This window comes from Yinghuangia seranimata (genome assembly GCF_029953285.1).
GTDB lineage: Bacteria > Actinomycetota > Actinomycetes > Streptomycetales > Streptomycetaceae > Yinghuangia > Yinghuangia seranimata.
This window is the reverse complement of sequence record NZ_JASAOI010000023.1, coordinates 37,318-50,372: the sequence shown is the minus strand read 5'-3', so window position 1 is coordinate 50,372 and position 13,055 is coordinate 37,318. Positions and strand designations below refer to the sequence as shown.

General features: G+C 73.2%; 14 protein-coding genes. 10 read left to right on the top strand and 4 right to left on the bottom strand.

The features are described from left to right. The first annotated feature begins 80 nt into the window (after positions 1 to 80). Positions 81 to 1,658: a carboxylesterase/lipase family protein gene (locus QI554_RS15625; protein ID WP_281470449.1), complete on the top strand. Its 1,578-nt coding sequence runs from the start codon at positions 81 to 83 to the stop codon at positions 1,656 to 1,658. A 179-nt stretch (positions 1,659 to 1,837) separates the two neighbouring features. On the opposite strand, the gene QI554_RS15620 is transcribed toward QI554_RS15625, so the two are convergent. Continuing rightward, positions 1,838 to 2,350 (bottom strand): MarR family winged helix-turn-helix transcriptional regulator, encoded by a 513-nt coding sequence (locus QI554_RS15620; protein WP_281470447.1) that lies wholly within the window; start codon positions 2,348 to 2,350, stop codon positions 1,838 to 1,840. A gap of 111 nt (positions 2,351 to 2,461) precedes the next feature. On the opposite strand from QI554_RS15620, the gene QI554_RS15615 reads away from it, so the two are divergent. Then, positions 2,462 to 3,733, top strand: a complete 1,272-nt coding sequence (locus tag QI554_RS15615) for a phosphotransferase family protein (protein ID WP_281470446.1) — start codon at positions 2,462 to 2,464, stop codon at positions 3,731 to 3,733. A 34-nt stretch (positions 3,734 to 3,767) separates the two neighbouring features. Next, positions 3,768 to 4,211, top strand: coding sequence for a nuclear transport factor 2 family protein (locus tag QI554_RS15610; RefSeq protein ID WP_281470443.1), 444 nt, complete (start codon positions 3,768 to 3,770; stop codon positions 4,209 to 4,211). 60 nt (positions 4,212 to 4,271) lie between these two features. Here the strand turns inward: QI554_RS15610 and QI554_RS15605 are convergent, their stop codons facing one another. After that, the gene (locus QI554_RS15605) at positions 4,272 to 5,492 is read right to left on the bottom strand and encodes a serine hydrolase domain-containing protein (RefSeq protein WP_281470442.1); all 1,221 of its coding nucleotides are present in this window, start codon (positions 5,490 to 5,492) and stop codon (positions 4,272 to 4,274) included. Between the two features lie 82 nt (positions 5,493 to 5,574). Further along, positions 5,575 to 6,957, bottom strand: coding sequence for a hypothetical protein (locus QI554_RS15600; RefSeq protein ID WP_281470440.1), 1,383 nt, complete (start codon positions 6,955 to 6,957; stop codon positions 5,575 to 5,577). 143 nt (positions 6,958 to 7,100) lie between these two features. On the opposite strand from QI554_RS15600, the gene QI554_RS15595 reads away from it, so the two are divergent. From QI554_RS15595 to QI554_RS15580, 4 genes are all read left to right on the top strand, one after another. Beyond that, positions 7,101 to 7,916 carry an amidohydrolase family protein gene (locus tag QI554_RS15595; protein WP_281470753.1) on the top strand — a complete coding sequence of 272 codons (816 nt, stop codon included), beginning with the start codon at positions 7,101 to 7,103 and terminating at the stop codon, positions 7,914 to 7,916. Next, complete coding sequence (locus QI554_RS15590) at positions 7,916 to 8,923, top strand: LLM class flavin-dependent oxidoreductase (protein ID WP_281470438.1); 1,008 nt, start codon at positions 7,916 to 7,918, stop codon at positions 8,921 to 8,923. Before QI554_RS15595 ends, QI554_RS15590 begins: the two co-directional genes overlap by 1 nt. A 136-nt stretch (positions 8,924 to 9,059) precedes the next feature. Continuing rightward, positions 9,060 to 9,314, top strand: coding sequence for a hypothetical protein (locus QI554_RS15585; RefSeq protein WP_281470436.1), 255 nt, complete (start codon positions 9,060 to 9,062; stop codon positions 9,312 to 9,314). Between the two features lie 65 nt (positions 9,315 to 9,379). After that, entirely contained in the window at positions 9,380 to 9,946 is a 567-nt protein-coding gene (locus tag QI554_RS15580) for a peroxiredoxin (protein WP_281470434.1), read from the top strand. Positions 9,947 to 9,953: 7 nt separating this feature from the next. Here QI554_RS15580 and QI554_RS15575 read toward each other — a convergent pair whose 3' ends face one another. Beyond that, positions 9,954 to 10,676, bottom strand: coding sequence for a hypothetical protein (locus QI554_RS15575; protein WP_281470432.1), 723 nt, complete (start codon positions 10,674 to 10,676; stop codon positions 9,954 to 9,956). Between the two features lie 129 nt (positions 10,677 to 10,805). Here QI554_RS15575 and QI554_RS15570 point away from each other — a divergent pair, with 129 nt between their 5' ends. From QI554_RS15570 to QI554_RS15560, 3 genes are all read left to right on the top strand, one after another. Further along, complete coding sequence (locus QI554_RS15570) at positions 10,806 to 11,564, top strand: ABC transporter ATP-binding protein (RefSeq protein ID WP_281470430.1); 759 nt, start codon at positions 10,806 to 10,808, stop codon at positions 11,562 to 11,564. 13 nt (positions 11,565 to 11,577) lie between these two features. Next, positions 11,578 to 12,312 carry an ABC transporter permease gene (locus tag QI554_RS15565; RefSeq protein WP_281470428.1) on the top strand — a complete coding sequence of 245 codons (735 nt, stop codon included), beginning with the start codon at positions 11,578 to 11,580 and terminating at the stop codon, positions 12,310 to 12,312. A gap of 69 nt (positions 12,313 to 12,381) precedes the next feature. Beyond that, the gene (locus QI554_RS15560) at positions 12,382 to 13,029 is read left to right on the top strand and encodes a TetR/AcrR family transcriptional regulator (protein WP_281470426.1); all 648 of its coding nucleotides are present in this window, start codon (positions 12,382 to 12,384) and stop codon (positions 13,027 to 13,029) included. The last annotated feature ends 26 nt before the right edge of the window (positions 13,030 to 13,055 follow it).

Genomic DNA, 13,055 nt, shown 5'->3' with positions numbered 1-13,055 from the left:
GCCGAGGAGCCGGTCGCCGACCGCGCCGGGCCGTGGCGGACGAGCTGACCGGCGTTTGACCATCGATTCAGGAGCAGGACATGGGAGTTGTCGTCAAGACCACCGGCGGACAGGTCGCCGGTACGGAGGCCGACGGCCTGAGGGTGTTCAAGGGCATCCCGTTCGCCGCTCCGCCCGAGGGTGCGCTGCGTTTCCGGGCCCCCGCCCCCGCGGAGCCGTGGGACGGCGTCCGTCCGGCGCGCGAGTTCGGCGTGGCGCCGCCGCAGATTCCGCTGGTTCCGGGCATGCCGGTCGTGTGGCGGCCGTCCGACGGCATGGACTGCCTGACCGTCAACGTCTGGACGCCGGGCGGCGAGGGCGACCGGCTGCCGGTCATGGTGTGGATCTACGGCGGCGGGTGGAAGAGCGGCCACGCGGCGGACCCGACGCACGACGGCGAGGTGCTCGCGCGGGACGGCGTCGTCATGGTGACGTTCAACTACCGGGTGGGCTTCGAGGGGTTCGGCTACGTGCCGGGCGCGCCGGCGAACCGCGGCTTCCTCGACCAGGCCGCCGCGCTGCGCTGGGTGCAGGAGAACATCGCGGCGTTCGGCGGCGACCCGGACAACGTGACGGTCTTCGGCGAGTCGGGCGGCGGCGCGTCCGTGGCGGCGCTGATGACCGCGCCGGGCGCGCGCGGCCTGTTCCGGCGGGCGATCGTGCAGAGCATGGCGGGCCGGTTCATCCCGGAGGAGGAAGCCGCGCGGATCTCCGACCTGATCCGCGACGCCGCGGGCATCGCGCCCGACTCCCTGCCGGGCACGGCGCCGGCCCGGCTGCTGGCCTTCCAGGACGTGCCGCTGGCCTCGATGGAGGCCGAGCCGGGCGCCTGGTCGACGCCGGAGGCCATCACCGCGTTCTCGCCCACGATCGACGGGATCACGGTCGTCGACAAGCCGTGGCTCGCGGTGCGGTCGGGGGCGGCGCGCGACATCGACCTGATCTCGGGCTACACGCGTGACGAGTTCACGTTGTGGGCGATGCAGCACGGCGCGATCCGTCCGTCCCTTCGCGGGATGCTCGGCTCGTTGCCGATGCTGCTGACGATGGCGCGCAGCCGGTCCAAGCCGGACCCTTCCGTCCCCAAGCAGCCGCGCCCGTCCAAGCGTTCGACCCGGCCGGAGGACACCGCGCGGGTGCTGGGGCTTGACGCCTCGGCCGCCGCCGCGTACCGGGCCGCCGCCCCGGGCGCGTCGGACGGGCGTATCCACACGGACATGTACTCCGACTCGCTGTTCCGGATGCCGTCGACGTGGCTCGCCGAGGCGCACGCGGCGGCGGGCGGGCGCGCGTTCCTGTACGAATTCGCGTGGCGCAGCCCGGTGTTCGGCGGCGCGATGGGTGCCGTACACACGATCGACATCCCGGCCGCGTTCGGCCACGCCCGCGGCGAGATGGGCCGGTTCCTGTTCGCCGGCAAGCAGCCCCCGGCGGACTACCTGCGGTTGTCCGAACAGCTGCGCGCCGCCTGGACCGGCTTCGCCGCAACGGGCGACCCGGGCTGGCCGGAGTTCACCCCGGACGAGGCGCTGACCCGGGTATGGGACAGCGAATCGACGGTCGTGTCCGACCCGTTGGCGACGTCCCGGCGCGTGTGGCGCGCCGCCGCGGAGCGCTGACCGGCGGGTTCCCCCAGCCCCCGGTGGTGTCGGAGCTCCGGGGAGGGCCGTACCCGCTCGCACGGCGGGTACGGCCCACGGGGCACGTGCGGCGCGTCCGACTTCGCCGCTCGCCTCGACCGCTCGCTCGCCCTGCTCACCACCGTATGACGCCCCGGCGCGGCCTCGGCGGTGTGCCGTCAGTCGTCGACCAGTGCCTGGAGTCCCGCCCCCAGGCGGGCCAACAGCCGGGGCAGGGCCTCGCGTTCGGCGGCCGGCCAGCCGTCGGTGAGGCCGGCGACGAGGCGGCCCCAGGCGTCCCAGATGCGGCGCAGGGTCTCGTCGCCGTGCGGGGTCAGTTCGAGGGTGGCGGCGCGGGCGTCGGCGGGGTCGGGGGTGCGGGCGACCAGGCCCGCCGTGACGAGGTCGGCGACCTGGCGGCTCAGCGTGGTGCGGCCGACACCCATCTGGTCGGCGAGGTCGGACAGCCGCACGGGCTGGAAGTCGCCGATGCGGGTGAGCGCGAGGACGAGGTGCGTGGGTACGCGCACCCCCGCTTCGTGGCTGACCCGTTCGATGAGGCGGTCGTCGCGCGACGCCCGGACGAGGTCGCGCAGCGGCGGGACCACCGCGCGCAGCCAGTCCCCCTGCGGCGTGTTGTCGCCGACGGCGGCCTCGCTGAGGGGCCGCGTGCTGGTCTTCTTGTCGGTCATCTGTCGGTCGTCGGCCTTCCCGGTTCCGGCGCGGTGCCCCGTGTCGGCGGCGGCGGACCCAGTCTACAGAATTAGTTGCGTCAGTGGCGCAACTGTGATTCGGTGACGGCCATGGAGAGCCTCATACGGACCTGGCTGGAGCAAAACCTCGGCCCCGTCGAGCGTCTGGAGCGGCAGGCCCGCTGGCGGCCGGTGTGGTTCGCCGACGTCGTGCGCGACGGCCGGACGCTTGAACTGTGCGTGCGCGGCGACCGCACCGACTACCCGGGCGTGTTCCCGCTGGAGCACGAGATGCTCGTCCAGAGCCTGATGCACGAGCGCGGCGTGCCGGTCGCGGGCGTGCACGGCTGGATCGACGAGCCGCGCGCGTTCGTCATCGACCGGGTGCCAGGGCAACCGGACTTCGCGGGGTGCACCGAGGCGCAGCGCGACGCCGTCATGGACGACTACCTGCGTATCCTCGCCGAGCTGCACGCCCTCGACGTGGCGCCGTTCGAGGCCGCCGGGGTCCGGCGGGGCGGTGTGGCCGCGTATGAGCGCTGGTACCGGGCGTCCAAGAAGCGGCCGGACCCGTTCATGGAGTTCTGCCTGGGATGGCTGCGCCGTCACCCGCTCGACGCGCGCGGGCGCGAGTCGGTCGTGGTGTGGGACTCGGGGCAGTTCCACCACGACGGGCAGCGGGTCACCGCCGTCCTCGACCTCGAACTGGCGCACATCGGTGACCCGTTGATGGACCTGGCGGCGTTCCGTATGCGCGACACGATCATCGGCTACGGCGACTTCCGGCGGATGTACGCGAAGTACGAGGAGCTGTCGGGGCGTCCGGTCGACGCCGAGGCGGTCGCGCACCACCACTTCGCCTTCACGTTGACGAACCAGCTGGCCTTCCACGCGGCGCTCGCCGACCCGCCGCCGGGGTCGGACTACATGACCAACCTCCAGTGGTGCAACGAGACGAACCTGTTCGCGGTCGAGGCGCTGGCCGACTTCCTCGGCGTGCCGTTGGAGGCGCCCGAACTCCCGGCCGCCGCCGAGCCGTCCGCCGCCGCCGTCCCGACCCGCCACCTCGTCGAGTCGCTGCGTTCGGGCGACTACGAGCTGCGCCGGCTGTTCCGACTGGCCCGGCACCTGCAGCGGTTCGACGAGATCGGCCGGGCGTGCGTCGAGGCGGACCTCGACGATCTCGCCGTGCTGCTGGGCCGGCGTCCGCGTACGTGGCAGGAAGGCGACGCGGCGCTCGAGGAGTTCGTGGTCGCCGACGACGGCGCGCACGACAAGGACCTCGTCCCCCTGTTCCACCGCCGGCTGTGGCGCGCCCACCAGCTCATGGGCCCGGCCGGGTCGGCGATGACCACGCACCACCGCCTGCAGGACGTCGGCTGACGCCCGCACGGCCCGACCCGGAGGGAACTCCCGTATGACAGACCGCGAGGCGCGGGCGAAGACCGTCGCCAACTTCTGGAAGGGCGTGGACAGCCACGACTGGGACCTGGTGGCGTCGACGCTCGCCGACGACTTCGTGCGGATCGGCATGCGCGACAACGAAGAGGACACCTGCCGCGGCAAGGACGCCTACATCGCGTTCGTCTCCGGCGTGATCGGCCGCACGCAGACCCACGAACTCCAGTCCCGCTTCACGTTCCTGAGCGACGACGGGCGCTACGCCTTCAACGAGGCCGTGGAGATCATCACCTACGCCCCGGGCGAGGAGCCGCTGGCGATGCGGTTCGCGAACTACCTGGAGCTGAACGACCAGGGCCTGATCTGCAAGCTCGACATCTTCTGGAAGACGCCGCCCACCAGCCCCCCTGACTGGATCACGGTGGACTCGATCATCGGGGACGGCGAGACCGCGTCCTGACCGCTGCCCCGGCCGCCGCCCGCACGGGGGCGGCGGCCGGGCCGGCGTCGGCGGATTCCGTCACGCCTTGCCGGGGATCGGGTGGCCGAGGGCGGCCGCGATGCGGTTCATGATGACCTGGGCGGTGTTGAGGTCGCCCGGGGTCGTGGGGCCCTTCGTCGTCGAGACGGCGAGCGCGAGGCCGGTCTGCGAGGAGTAGCCCTGCGCGGCGGCGTAGCCGGAGAAGGACGGGTTCTGGACGATCCAGTCGCCGAGCACGAGCACGCTCATGCCGTAGTGGAGTTCCTCGGTGTTGGCGACGCACACGTCGGGCGGGCAGTCCTTGGTCGGGCCGCCGAGGCCGACCGTGCCGGGGTCGAGCAGTTCCTGGTAGCCGTGCGGGGACAGCAGGCGCCCTGCGCCGATGCCCTCGGCGGAGCTGGCGACGTCGCAGATGTCCCCGGTGAGAACCGCTCCGGGCGCGGTCGTCCACGACGGGTTCCAGAACGTCGACTCCTCGTACGTGCCGCGCTCCGAGGTGAACGCGTGCAGGACCGGTGTCGGGATGTCCGGGGTGTACGAGTTGCGGGTCTCGCTCAAGCCCAACGGGTCGATGACGTACTGGCGCAGCACCTGGTCCAACGGCGTGTGCGTGATGCGGGCCAGCGCGGCGCCGAGCAGGACGAAGTTGGCGTGCGAGTAGCTCCAGTTGGTGCCCGGCGCGTACCAGGTCTTGGTCAGCGCGAAGTCGACCAGCTCCTGCGGCGTCCACTGCCGGAAGGGGTGCGCCGCCAGCTCGGCGAGGAAATCGGTGTTCGTGACGTAGTCACTGAGACCCGACGTCGTGTTCCCGAGCATCCGCAACGTGATGTGGTCGCCGTTCGGCAGCTCCGGAATCCAGCGCGACACCGGATCGTCGAGACTCACCCGGCCCTGGTCGGCGAGGCGCAGCAGCGTCGTGCCCATGAAGGCGATGGCAACCGACCCGATCCGAAAATGCATGGCGGGGTCGGCCGGCACCCCCGTCATCGACTCGCCCATCGCCGACGTGACGACCTCGCGGCCCCCTCGGTTCACCCGCAGGATCACCGCGTTGAGCCCGAACTCCCGCTTCGCCTGCTCGGCCACCTCGAGCGCCACCCGCCCGGCACCGCGGACGTCACGCGACGGAGTGGCCACACAGCCGCGCCCCTTCCACCAGTCCTGGCCCGAGGCGGCGGCGGGAACGGCGGACACGGCCTGCAGACTCGCGGCGACGAGCGCGGCGGCACAGAACAGGCGGATCGAGCGGGTGCGCTTCATGGCCGCAGTCTCACCCGCCGCCCACCCCCACCCCGCACCCCCGCCCCGACCCGCCGACGCATCACCCGGTGGGGCCAGTCCCTCACGGGGTGATCCGGGCCAGCGCGGACAACGCGGCGACGTTCCGACGGTTGCGCTGGTGCAGGTCCCTAAGGGTGGCCATGCCGTCGGCGTCGAGCGGTGCGTCGAAGACGCCGCGCAGCAGGGTGTTGAGCGAGTCGATGTGCCGGCGTTCCTTCGCCAGGCGCAGCAGGAACACGACGTTGCGCTTGCGGCGCCGGGCCTTCCACCGGTCGAGCGCCTCCGGCAGCTTCCCGGCGGCCGTGGCGGCCTCGCGTGCGGCGAGTTCCGCCCAGCGGTGCTCGAGGAGCAGGCTCGGGTCGACCGTTCCGATGTGTGTCGCGACGTTCTCGACGACGCCCGTCCGGCTGCGGCCGGGCCGCCCGAAGTACACGCCGGACAGCTCGGCGCCGAGGATGCGCTGGGCGTCGCGCAGTTCGTGTTCGGCGCGGTCCCAGCGGTCGAGGTCGCCCGAGCGGCCGGCGGCGACGATTTCGCCGGCCCACCGTCGGTAGCGGCGCGCGCCGCGCGTGTCGCGCATCTCCAGCGCGACGGGCAGGACGTCCGCGGGGCGCCGGCACTGTGCGAGGACGGCGCCGAGCACGAACGGCACCGGCGACTCGTACCGGAAGGCGCCGAACTCACGCAGGAGTGAGTCCTGCCTTCGGGTCTCGAGCGCCTCCGAGGCGGCGGTCTCCGTCACGCGGACGATCTCCTGCCCGAGGTGCAGCGCCTGTTGGTTGGAGCGGCGCATGCGCATGGACACGTAGTCGAGCCGGTGCGAATGCGGGTGGTACGCCCAGCGCGCGGACAGCGCGTAGGCGACGCTGGTGCGCAGCAGGAACTGCGCGAGCTGGAACTCCGCGGCCGCCGTCGCGCCCGCCGGTCCGTGCAGCGCGGACAGCTTGGCGTGGCTGGCGGGGTCGGTGAGGTAGGCGGGCTCCGAGTACTGGCGGACGAAGCCCTGCGGGTCGCGTTCCGCGGCCTCCCGCCACTGGCGTAACAGCCGGACGGCGGGCGCCGCGTCCTGGGGCGCGTACCCGAGCCGCCGTACGACGCGCCGCGACGCGGCGTCCCGCTCCGCCGCGGCGATCGCATCGACGAACAGCCGCCCGAGCTCCGTTTCGTCGGAGCCGTCGAACACGAGGTTGCGGCACGGCCCGCCGTCCGCGAACAGGGTGTCGTCGCTCGACGGCTGCCACGCCGCCGTGGGCGACGTGATGACGAGGTCGGCGACGACGACGCACTCAAGCAGGTTGGCGAGGTTGAACACCCGGTAGGCGTCCATGCCTTGGCCGGAGATCAGGTCGACCGCCGAGAAGTAGGTCGTGTTGTCGATGAGGACGGCGCCGCAAGGTAATCGCCGGTCCTGGCCTTCGGGGCCGTGCAGCACGATGCCCGCCATGCGATCCACGGTAGCGGCAAAGGCGTTTCGGGCGTCAGGTGTCGAGCCGTCGGAGGTCTGCGCCGACGGCCGTTGATCACTTGTGCGGGTGGGGCTAGGGTGCGGCGGCCGGGCGCCGGGGGTGGAGGGGAGGGTTCGTGCCGATGTTCGAGGTGTTGGACTGCCATCACCATGTCGGGGACGTGCACGGGAGTCTGGGGCTGGGGCCCGGGGCCGTGAAGGAGGCGGCGGACGGGGAAGTGGCGGCGCGGGTGGCGACGATGGACCGGAACGGGGTCGACCGCGCGGTGGTCATTCCCGGGCACGGGTATCTGCGTCCGGCCGGGCTGGCGGACACGCGGCGGGTGAACGACGCGATCGCGGCGTACCGGGACGCTGTTCCGGACCGGTTCGCGGCGGCGCTGGGGATCGTCGAGCCGTTGTACGGGCCGGCCGGGCTCGCGGAGGTGGACCGGATCGCCGACGAGCTGGGGTTGCGCGGGGTCAGCCTGCACACCCGGTTCCAGGGGGTGTCGACGGACTCGCCGCTCGTGCGCGCGGTGGTGGAGCGTTGCGCCGAGCGGGGGCTGGTGCCGTTCCTGCACGCGCTTGCCGAGGTCGCGGACGAGGCGTTGTGGAAGGTGCAGCGGCTCGGCCGGGACTTCCCCGAGACGACGTTCGTCGTGCTGGACGCGTTCTCGTCGTTCGAGCAGGCCCGGCAGGCGGTGGAGGTGGCGGAGGTCGCGCCGAACCTCGTGTTCGACACGTCGCTCGCCTACACCTTCGACCTGATCGAGCCGTTCGTGCGGGCGCACGGGGCGTCCCGACTGGTGTTCGGGACGGACCTGTACTCGGCGCCGCTCGGCTATCGCCGTACGCACGTGCTCGGGCAGGTGCTGGAGGCGGACCTGCCCGACGAGGACAAGCGGCTGATCCTCGCGGGCAACATCCGCGCGATCCTGGGCCTGGAGGCGGAGTGATGCGCTTCGCCACCGGCACCACGGTCAAGGACTTCGCCGACTACGCGGCCTGGCTGGAGGTCGCCGTCGACTGCGGTTTCGCCATGCTCACGACGGGCGACTCGCAGTCGCTGTGGGCCGACCCGTACGTGTCGCTCGCGTTCGCGGCGCAGCGCACGACGACGCAGCGGCTCGCGATCACGGTGTCGAACCCGATGACGCGCCACCCGGCGGTCGCCGCGTCGGCCGCGTCGGCGTTGCAGCACATGAGCGGCGGCCGGTTCGTGCTCGGCCTGTCCTCCGGCGACTCGGCGCTGCGCAACATCGGCGTGCGCCCGGCGAAGGTCGCCGAGACCGAGGAGTACGTCGCGGCGGTGCGCGGCCTCACCCGCGGGGAGACCGTCACCTGGCAGGGCGCCGAGCTGGTGCAGCGCTGGGCGCCCGGCCCCACGCCGGTGTGGATGGCCGCGGAGGGCCCGCGCACGCTGCGGGCGGCGGGCCGGATCGCCGACGGGGTGGTGCTGTCGAACTCGCTGACCCGGGAGGCGTACGAGCGCAATCTCGGGCACGTCGCCGCAGGTGCCGCCGAGGCCGGGCGGGACCTGGCGGACATCGAGGTGTGGTGCATGGCGAACGTGGTGCCGGCCGCCACCGAGGCGGAGGGGATCGCGCAGGTCCGCTCGGTCCTGGCGGGCACGGCGAACCATGTCTTCCGCTTCACGACGGAGGGCAAGGGCCTGCCGGACCACCTCGTGCCCCGGATCGAGGAGCTCAAGCGCCGCTACGACTCGCGGCACCACGCCTCCCCCGAGACCGCCGCGCACAACGCCGCGCTCGTCGACGAACTCGGCCTGACCGCGTGGCTCGCGGCGCACTCCACGGTCGCCGGGCCGATCGGGCGGTGCGCGGAGCGGCTGGCCGAGATCGCGGAGTACGGCGTCCGCAACGTGATCGTCGCGCAGTTCGTGCCGGACCAGCTCGGCTTCATGCGCGTCTTCGCGGACGAGGTCGTCGGCCGCCTGTCCTGACCGCGCGCCGGGCCGGGGCTGTGACCAGGGGCGATGCGTTCCGGCGCGGCGGCGGGGCCCGGCCCGCGCCGTTCCGGGGCGACCGGGCGCGAACCCCGGCGTAGCGTGGAAAGGACGACACCGGAGGGAGAGCGCCATGCCCGGATCCGTCACTGTGAGCCACCACCCCCATGCCGCCTCGATCGAACACGGCGACGCCGAGCGCCTCGTGTGGCTGCTGGCCGAACTCGGCCTGCTGATCAACGAACAAGGCGACAACCGGCTCAGCGACGCGCAGGTCGGACTGCTGAGCGGCGCCCAGTCCGAACCCCGAGAGGAATTCGCCGCGTGGGTCCGCCACGTGACGGCGGACCTGAGCGGACAACTGCACCACGGCCTCGGCACGGCCTGACCCGCCGCGCCCGCGCCGGACGGGCGGGCCGCGGTGGCGCGGTCCGGCGTGCGAGGCTGTGCCGCATGACCCACGACCCTGCGGTGCTGCCCGACGACCTGCCGGTGCCGGACGACGACGGCGCGGCGCGTCACCTCGCCGGGACGGCCCTGCCGGACGTCGCGTTGCCCGCCACGGACGGCGGCCAGGTCCGCCTCGCCGCGCTCGGCCCGGGGCGGACGGTCCTGTACGTCTACCCGATGACCACCGTGCCGGGCGCGCCGCCGCCCGACGGCTGGGACCTCATCCCCGGCGCGCGCGGGTGCACGGCCGAGGCGTGCGCGTTCCGCGACCACCACCGCGACCTCGTCGCGGCCGGAGCGGCACGGGTGTTCGGCCTGTCGAGCCAGGACCCGGCGGACCAGCGGGAGGCGGCCGGCCGGCTGCACCTGCCCTTCCCGCTCGTGTCGGACGCGGGGTTGCGGCTGGCGGACGACCCGGGCCTGCCGACGTTCGAGGCGGCCGGAATGCGGCTGTTCAAGCGGTTGACCCTGGTCGTCCGCGACGAGCGCGTCGAACACGTGTTCTATCCGGTGTTCCCGCCGGACACGCACGCCGAGCAGGTGCTCGCGTGGCTGCGCGCCAACCCGTGACCACCGGCTAGCGGTCCTCCCCCACGGCCCACCACCATGCCTCGAGTTCGTCGTCGCCCAGGTCGTCGAAGCCGTCCGGCGGTCCGGCCGGCAGCGCACCAGTGCGCAGGACGACAGAGCGCAACGCCGCGACCGCCGGCATCTCGGCGAGTTCGTCGGTGCTGTACGGGCAGCCGATAGGACCGTCCAGGAGGGTGTGGCAGCCCAGGGCGTACCACTCGCCGATCAGGGCGACGTCCCCCGCGCGCTCGGCGGCCTCCGCGGTGGCCGCGACCGCCTCGATGAGCGGCACGGGTCGCGGCGCGACGGCGTCGGTGCCGCCGAGCCGGCCCGCGTCCAGCATGCGCCGCCATAGCGCGGTGCCCGCCTCGCAGTACAGGTGCGGCGGGTCGACGTAGCCGTCCTCGAGCCAGTCCGTGTACCCCTCGAAGTCGTCGTCGTCCTCGGCGTCTTCGTCGTACTCGCGCAGCGCCGTGAACCCGGTCAGCCCGTCGAAGTACGCACGCCGCACGGCGTGGTCCGGATGCGCGTCGACCTCGAACCGGTACGCGAACCGCCTCCGCACCAGCGCGTCCATGACCCGGAACCGGGTGAACGAGCAGTCGTACACGTCCTGGAACGCGTACAGCGCCGCGATCCACTCGCGCACCCGCGGCTCGTCGGCCTGGTGCCCGGCGTCCAGCAGCAGGATCGAGTCCGCGACCAGGTCCTCGATCTCGTGCATCGACATGCCGTCTCTCCCTCGCTCGGTTCCGGGCCATGACACCACGGCGCCACGACATGCCGTGGCGCCCGCGCCCCTGCCTGTGATTAGAATGAACACATGTTCATGAACGAACGTTCATAACGGGAGCATGTGATGACGGAGATCTCCGTACGGGACCTGACCAAGCGCTTCGGCGCCGCACGCGGCGTCGAGGAGCTGACTTTCGACGTTCCCTCGGGCCAGGTGACCGGTTTCCTCGGCCCGAACGGCGCGGGCAAGACGACGACGCTGCGCGTCCTGCTCGGCCTCGTGCGCCCCACCTCGGGCGAGGCGCTGATCGGCGGGCGGCGCTACGCGGACCTGGAGCGGCCGCGGCGCGTGGTCGGCGCGCTGCTGGAGGCCACCGGCTTCCACCCGGGCCGGCGCGCCCGTGACCACCTGCGGATCCTGGCCGCCACCACGGGCGTTCCGGTGTCGCGCGTCGACGAGGTGCTGGAGCTGGTCGAGTTGGCCGGGCACGCCGAACGGCGCGTGGGCGGCTACTCACTCGGCATGCGGCAACGGCTGGGCCTTGCCTCGGCGTTGCTCGGCGATCCGCAGGTGCTGGTACTGGACGAGCCCGCCAACGGCCTGGACCCGGCAGGGATGGCGTGGCTGCGCGGCATGCTGCGCCGCCTGGCCGCCGAGGGCCGCACCGTGCTCGTCTCCAGCCACGTGCTGAGCGAGGTCGCGCAGACCGTCGACCACGTCGTCATCGTGCACGAGGGGCGGCTGCGGTACGCCGGGCCGCTGGACGGGCTCGGCGACGACTCGCTGGAGGACGCGTTCCTGCGCCTGACCGGCCCCGTGCCCGACCCCGCGGGCGGAGCACCGCAACGCCCCGGCGGGACCGCCCCCGCCGCCGCCCGCTGAAAGGACAGAGCCTGTGCCCACACTCATCGCCAACGAGCTCCTCAAACTCCGCACCACCCGCGCTCCGTGGCTGCTCGCCGCGGGCGGTCCGCTGCTCACGCTGCTCGGCGTGACCGGCCTGTTCGCCTCCGGCGCCGACACCGGCAAGGCCGACACGGCGACCCGCGCCGTCGCGCACGCGGGGATGGTTTCGCTGCTCGCCCTCGTACTCGGGATCCTCGCGGTCGCCGGCGAGTACCGGCACAAGACCATCACCGACACATACCTGGCCACACCGCGCCGCGCCCGCGTCGTCGCCGCGAAGCTGGTGGTGTACACCGGCCTGGGCGCGCTGCTCGGCGTGGCGTGCGCCGCCGTCGCGCTACCGGCGACCGCCGTCGGATACGCGGCGAAGGGCGCGTCGTTGGACTGGGGCGACACCGGCGTGTGGCGGACACTGGCCGGCGGGGTCGTCTGGAACGCCGCGTTCGCCGCGATCGGCGTCGGAGTCGGCGCGCTCGTCCGCAACCTGGCCGGCGCGGTGTCCGTGGCGCTGGCATGGATCGCCCTGGTCGAGGGGCTGGTCGGGCAACTGGTGGGCGGGTTCGCGCGCTGGCTGCCGTTCGCGGGCGGGCGCGCGGTCGGCAACCTGGCTCCGGACGCGGGCGACCTGCTGCCGCAATGGGGCGCCGCCGCCGTGCTGGTCGGCTACGCCGCGGCGTTCGCGGCCGCGGCGGTCTCGACTACGGTGAGGCGCGACATCACCTAGGCCGTTCCGCCCGGGCGCGACCTCGAAGCGGGCGCGCCCGGGCACCGCACAGACAGGCGACCGCAGAACGTGGCACGACGCGCGAAGGCAGTCAGCGGCCGGGTCGACGACGACCCGGGTACCGCGCTGCGCGAACACCTCCTCGACACCGCCGAACGCCTGCTGCGCGACCGCCCGGTCACCGCCCTCACCGCGCGTGAGATCGCCCGGGAGGCGGACGTCTCGTCCGGGGTGCTCTACAACTACTTCGCGGACAAGAACGAGCTGCTGGTCACCGCGCTCGTGCGGCGCGCGACGCGCATCGTCGCGGAGTTGCAGGCCGATCTGCCGGAGGCGGGCTCGGGCACCGTCGAGGACAACCTGCTCGCCTACGCGCACGCCGCGCTCGGCCTGCACCGGCAGGGGCTGCCGATTCTCGCCGGCCTGCTGAGCACGCCGGAGCTGCTGCACCGGTTCCTGCAGGAGGTCCACCGGCAGGCGGCCGCGCCGCAGCAGATCCAGGCGGGGCTGATCGCGTACCTCGACGCGGAGCGACACCTGGGCCGCGTCGGCGACATCGACACGTCGGCCGCGGCCACGCTGCTGACCGGCGGCACCGCGATGCTGACACTGCCGGCCGTCCTGCACGGACCGACGGGGCACGAGGGGGACCACGACGAGCGGCTGCGCGCGCTGGTCCGGGTACTGCTGACGGGCGCGGACCCGGGCGAGCGCTGACACCGGGCGCTGACACCGCGCGGTTC

Bases quoted from the DNA above. Each gene is read 5' to 3' on its own strand.
- QI554_RS15595 (WP_281470753.1), top strand. From the start codon at position 7,101: ATGTTCGAGGTGTTGGACTGCCATCACCATGTCGGGGACGTGCACGGG.
- QI554_RS15590 (WP_281470438.1), top strand. From the start codon at position 7,916: ATGCGCTTCGCCACCGGCACCACGGTCAAGGACTTCGCCGACTACGCG.
- QI554_RS15625 (WP_281470449.1), top strand. From the start codon at position 81: ATGGGAGTTGTCGTCAAGACCACCGGCGGACAGGTCGCCGGTACGGAG.
- QI554_RS15610 (WP_281470443.1), top strand. From the start codon at position 3,768: ATGACAGACCGCGAGGCGCGGGCGAAGACCGTCGCCAACTTCTGGAAG.
- QI554_RS15575 (WP_281470432.1), bottom strand. From the start codon at position 10,676: ATGTCGATGCACGAGATCGAGGACCTGGTCGCGGACTCGATCCTGCTG.
- QI554_RS15585 (WP_281470436.1), top strand. From the start codon at position 9,060: ATGCCCGGATCCGTCACTGTGAGCCACCACCCCCATGCCGCCTCGATC.
- QI554_RS15620 (WP_281470447.1), bottom strand. From the start codon at position 2,350: ATGACCGACAAGAAGACCAGCACGCGGCCCCTCAGCGAGGCCGCCGTC.
- QI554_RS15600 (WP_281470440.1), bottom strand. From the start codon at position 6,957: ATGGCGGGCATCGTGCTGCACGGCCCCGAAGGCCAGGACCGGCGATTA.
- QI554_RS15570 (WP_281470430.1), top strand. From the start codon at position 10,806: ATGACGGAGATCTCCGTACGGGACCTGACCAAGCGCTTCGGCGCCGCA.
- QI554_RS15605 (WP_281470442.1), bottom strand. From the start codon at position 5,492: ATGAAGCGCACCCGCTCGATCCGCCTGTTCTGTGCCGCCGCGCTCGTC.
- QI554_RS15580 (WP_281470434.1), top strand. From the start codon at position 9,380: ATGACCCACGACCCTGCGGTGCTGCCCGACGACCTGCCGGTGCCGGAC.
- QI554_RS15615 (WP_281470446.1), top strand. From the start codon at position 2,462: ATGGAGAGCCTCATACGGACCTGGCTGGAGCAAAACCTCGGCCCCGTC.